General features: G+C 60.8%; 6 protein-coding genes. 3 read left to right on the top strand and 3 right to left on the bottom strand.

The window, feature by feature from the left end; translation table 11 throughout:
- Positions 1–379, bottom strand: a 379-nt coding sequence (locus EN884_RS27995) for a formate dehydrogenase subunit gamma (RefSeq protein ID WP_128360856.1), incomplete at its 3' end; no start/stop codon positions are given.
- A gap of 176 nt (positions 380–555) precedes the next feature.
- Positions 556–1,470: a LysR family transcriptional regulator gene (locus EN884_RS27990; protein ID WP_063169926.1), complete on the bottom strand. Its 915-nt coding sequence runs from the start codon at positions 1,468–1,470 to the stop codon at positions 556–558.
- A gap of 151 nt (positions 1,471–1,621) precedes the next feature.
- Here EN884_RS27990 and EN884_RS27985 point away from each other — a divergent pair, with 151 nt between their 5' ends.
- Both EN884_RS27985 and EN884_RS27980 read left to right on the top strand, forming a co-directional pair.
- Positions 1,622–2,263 carry a DUF47 domain-containing protein gene (locus EN884_RS27985; RefSeq protein WP_013528009.1) on the top strand — a complete coding sequence of 214 codons (642 nt, stop codon included), beginning with the start codon at positions 1,622–1,624 and terminating at the stop codon, positions 2,261–2,263.
- Positions 2,264–2,266: 3 nt separating this feature from the next.
- Complete coding sequence (locus tag EN884_RS27980; protein WP_013528008.1) at positions 2,267–3,271, top strand: inorganic phosphate transporter; 1,005 nt, start codon at positions 2,267–2,269, stop codon at positions 3,269–3,271.
- A gap of 11 nt (positions 3,272–3,282) precedes the next feature.
- Here the strand turns inward: EN884_RS27980 and EN884_RS27975 are convergent, their stop codons facing one another.
- Complete coding sequence (locus tag EN884_RS27975; protein WP_063169927.1) at positions 3,283–3,660, bottom strand: VOC family protein; 378 nt, start codon at positions 3,658–3,660, stop codon at positions 3,283–3,285.
- Between the two features lie 269 nt (positions 3,661–3,929).
- Between EN884_RS27975 and EN884_RS27970 the strand changes: the two genes are divergently transcribed.
- Positions 3,930–4,116: iron-sulfur cluster assembly protein (locus EN884_RS27970; RefSeq protein ID WP_164895189.1), on the top strand; the 187-nt coding region annotated here is incomplete at its 3' end.

Below are 4,116 nucleotides of genomic sequence, written 5' to 3'. Positions count from 1 at the left end.
CGAGACAGTAGACCGGCTCCAGCGTCACCGAACCGTCGCGGGTCGTTTCATGAAAGCCGATGCCCAGCAGTTGCTGCAGCTTGGCGGCGATGGCATCCGAACCCATGGACTGGCAGGATTCCGCCTGGCAGAGCTTCAACACATGCCGGCCTGCCGGATGGCTTCGGTAATCGTGATAGAAGCTGACGACGCCGTGCACCTCGGCCCTGGAAATGTTCAGCGCCTCGGCGATGACCGGCAGCGCATCCTTGGGCACATGGCCGAACTCTTCCTGGATGCCGTGGAGGATCGGCAGCAAAGGGCCTTCGAGCCCCTTCATCTCCTGGATGATCGCGGCCGTGCGCGACATAATCTCGGTACTTGCAGGCTGCATTGTCATGCAGCGCCCTCCCTATCGTAGCGACCCACGCATATCGGCCAAAAGCATCAAGCTGTTTTGGAACAACGACATGCGCGTGCCGCTTTATCGCTAAGTGCTTAAGAAATCAGAGAAAACCTCTGAAATCAATAAAGCGGTTTCGTTGTACGATAGAAATTTTCTATCGTTCCGTTTGACTAACCCTGTCTAGCGGAACGGTTGGCATGGAAATCGTCCGCCAGCGCCATTGCCTCGTCCAGCAGCGCCGAGACCAAAGGTGTGTGCGGTTCGCGCGGTGTCGCCACCAGGCCGACCGTGTGGCTGGCGTCAGGTTCGATGATTGGAATGGCGCGGATCGGTTCGGAAAAGCCGAATGTTTCCGCAAGGTTGAGCGGCATGATCGACGACCATTTGCCGGTGCGGATGTGCGAAAACAGCACGATCATCGAATTGGATTCCAGCGTCGGTCGCACCTGCACGCCGGCTTCGGCCAGATGCTGGTCGATGATGCGGCGGTTCTGCATGTCCGGCGTCAACAGGCACAGCGGCAGGTTTGAGAGCTCCGCCCATGTCACTTTGTCGCGGTCGGAATAAGGATTTCCCATCGCGGTGATCAGTTGGTAGCGCTCGTCATAGAGCGGCACGCTGGTCACCCGCCCCAGCGGCTCGTTGTCGAGATAGGTGATGCCGGCATCGATGTCGAAATTGCCGAGCAGCGACAGCACCTCGATTGAGGTCCGCGACAGCACCGAAAAGGTGACGCCGGGATGCTTTTCGCGAAATGGCGTCGTCAGCCGCGGCAGCATGGCGAGCGCCGTCGGGATGGCGGCGATGCGGATACGGCCCGAAAGTCCGTGGCGCGCCGCCCGCATTTCCTCGCGCATGGTCCTGGTGTCGCCGACGATGCGGCGTGCCCACACCAGCACCTGTTTTCCCTCCGGCGTCAGCCCCTGGAAGCGTGAGCCGCGCAGAACCAGCATGACGCCAAGCTGGCCTTCCAACTGCTTGATGCCGGCCGACAGCGTCGGCTGCGTGACGCCGCACACCTCCGCCGCCCGGCCGAAATGCTCCTCCCTGGCGAGCGCGATGAAGAATTCCAGCTTGTCGATCATGTGATCTTTCCGGTCGTTCGCTGCAAGGTCGGGGAAATTGTGCTCTACCGCAAGCGCCACGCACAATTGCCCTGCATCCACACCTTTAAGCCGGCTACCTGTTTCCCGCGGCTGAATGCGGCGCTATGTGGATGAAACTGGGAGATCGACCATGCTGGGCTGGTTCCGCAAGCTTTTGCCGCGCGAAGATCGCTTCTTCGACCTGTTCGAACGACATTCCCGCACCGTGGTCGGCGGCGCCGAGGCGCTGGAGCAGCTTCTCCAGGGCAGGGATATCGATCTCTGGTGCCAGAAAATCATCGATCTCGAAGATGAGGCCGACCACATCACCGCGGAAGTCCTGCTGGCGGTACGGCGCTCCTTCATCACGCCTTTCGATCGCGGCGACATCAAGGACCTGATCCAGTCGATGGATGACGCCATCGATATGATGCACAAGACGGTCAAGACGGTGAAGCTGTTCGAGCGCAAGGAGTTCGATCCGCTGATGCAGGAAATGGGTGGCGTCATCGTCGCCGCCGCCAAGCTGGTGGCCGAGGCGATCCCGCTGCTCAACAAGGTCGCAACGCATACTGTGCGCCTCAACGCCATCGCCGAAGAGGTGATGCGCGTCGAAAGCCGGGCCGACGACCTGCACGAGCAAGGGCTGAAGGATCTCTTCAGGAAGCACGGCAGCAGCGATCCGATGGCCTATATGATCGGCAGCGAGATTTATGGCCAACTGGAAAAGGTGGTCGACCGCTTCGAGGACGTCGCCAACGAGATCAGCGGCATCGTCATTGAGAATGTCTAGGTGATGGAAGCAACCATTGCCTTTCCCGTGCTGGCCGGCCTCGTCGCCGTCGCACTGTTCTTCGACTTTCTCAACGGCCTGCACGACGCCGCCAATTCCATCGCCACCATCGTTTCCACCCGCGTGCTGCGGCCGCAATATGCGGTGCTGTGGGCGGCATTCTTCAATTTCATCGCCTTCATGTTCTTCGGCCTCCACGTTGCCGAGACCGTAGGCAAAGGCATCGTCGACGTCAGCATCGTCACCCCGGCGGTGATCTTTGCAGCCCTGGTCGGCGCCATCGTCTGGAACATCGTCACCTGGATCGCCGGCATCCCTTCGAGCAGCTCGCATGCGCTGATCGGCGGCCTGGTCGGCGCCGGTGTGGCGAAGGCAGGCGTGGGCGCCATCGTTTGGACCGGGCTTGGCAAGACGGTCGCGGCAATCGTCTTGTCGCCAGCGACGGGCTTTATCCTGGCGCTCGTCCTGGTTCTCGTCGTCTCGTGGCTCTTCGTGCGCCAGACGCCGTTTGCGGTCGACAGCACCTTCCGCGTCATGCAGTTCTTTTCCGCCTCGCTCTATTCCCTCGGGCACGGCGGCAATGACGCCCAGAAGACCATGGGCATCATCGCCGTGCTGCTCTATTCGCAAGGCATGCTCGGCGCGACTTTCTACGTGCCGCTGTGGGTGGTCCTCACTTGCCAGTCGGCACTGGCGCTCGGCACCCTGTTCGGCGGCTGGCGCATCGTCCACACCATGGGCTCGAAGATCACCCGGCTGAACCCGATGCAGGGTTTTTGCGCCGAAACCGGTGGGGCGATCACGCTGTTTGCGGCGACCTGGCTCGGCGTTCCCGTATCGACCACCCACACCATCACCGGCGCCATCATCGGCGTCGGCGCCGCCCGCCGCGTCTCGGCCGTGCGCTGGGGCATTGCCGGCAACATCGTCATCGCCTGGATCGTTACCTTGCCGGCCACCGCTTTGATTTCGGCGCTCACCTACCTCGCGGTTGGCCTGGCGAGGTGAGGTGAAGAAATCTACCTGTCCACAAGGTTCAGGATGTTGCCGTCTGGATCCTTGAACCAGGCAACTTTCATTCCGTAACCGACGTGGAGATCGCCCTCCAGCGTCAAGCCCGGCATCTGATAGTGCTCGAAGGCGACGCCCTTCGACTTCAGCTCCTTGACGATGTTGCCGATCTCGTCGCCAACCATCCAGGTCACCGCTGTCGCCTTGTTGGTTCCGGCAAATTGGGAATGATAGACGTTGAGGGTGGTATCGCCGCTTTTGTACACGATCAGTTCGCCCCCCTCATCCTGCACCTGTTTCAGGCCAAGCGTTCCTTCGTAGAAAGCCTTGGCCTTTGCCAGATCGCTTACCGCCAGATTTGCCGTTGCGTTGCTGTTTGCGAGCATAATCGCCTCCTTCTCGGCTTGTCGGTCCCGTGCTGGTCGTTGAAATAGGTCGCTGCGATCGTTTGGCGACTGTCGGCTGGATTGATTGCGGGCCGCATGGGCGCTCGCTTATCTGGAGGACTTTGGGGGCGGATGAAATCCGGAGGGACCCGCCGGTTTTTCAGGCACGCCAAGACAGCCATTGCTCCACGGCTTGGTTCTGTCCGGAAACTGCATTATCTCAGGTGCAAGCTGCATCTCAGGCGCAAGCTGCGTAAGGAAAAACTGCCATGTCCGTCACCAAGGAAATCGTCACCGAGCGTCTGAAGACGGTCAACGGGCCGGATTTCACCGGCAACATCGTCGACCTCGGCATGGTTTCGGAAATTTTCATCGCCGACGGGAAGGTCTTCTTCTCGATTACCGTTCCCGCCGCCCGCGCCCAGGAAATGGAGCCGCTGCGCGCCGCTGCCGAGC

It is taken from the genome of Mesorhizobium sp. M7A.F.Ca.AU.001.01.1.1, assembly GCF_004022735.1.
Lineage (GTDB): Bacteria > Pseudomonadota > Alphaproteobacteria > Rhizobiales > Rhizobiaceae > Mesorhizobium > Mesorhizobium ciceri.
The sequence above is the reverse complement of the archived record's forward strand: the minus strand, read 5'-3'. Positions and strand labels throughout refer to the sequence as shown.

What these genes read in the sequence shown, in the direction of transcription:
- EN884_RS27990 (WP_063169926.1), bottom strand. Translation starts at nt 1,470, where the DNA reads ATGATCGACAAGCTGGAATTCTTCATCGCGCTCGCCAGGGAGGAGCAT.
- EN884_RS27985 (WP_013528009.1), top strand. Translation starts at nt 1,622, where the DNA reads ATGCTGGGCTGGTTCCGCAAGCTTTTGCCGCGCGAAGATCGCTTCTTC.
- EN884_RS27980 (WP_013528008.1), top strand. Translation starts at nt 2,267, where the DNA reads ATGGAAGCAACCATTGCCTTTCCCGTGCTGGCCGGCCTCGTCGCCGTC.
- EN884_RS27975 (WP_063169927.1), bottom strand. Translation starts at nt 3,660, where the DNA reads ATGCTCGCAAACAGCAACGCAACGGCAAATCTGGCGGTAAGCGATCTG.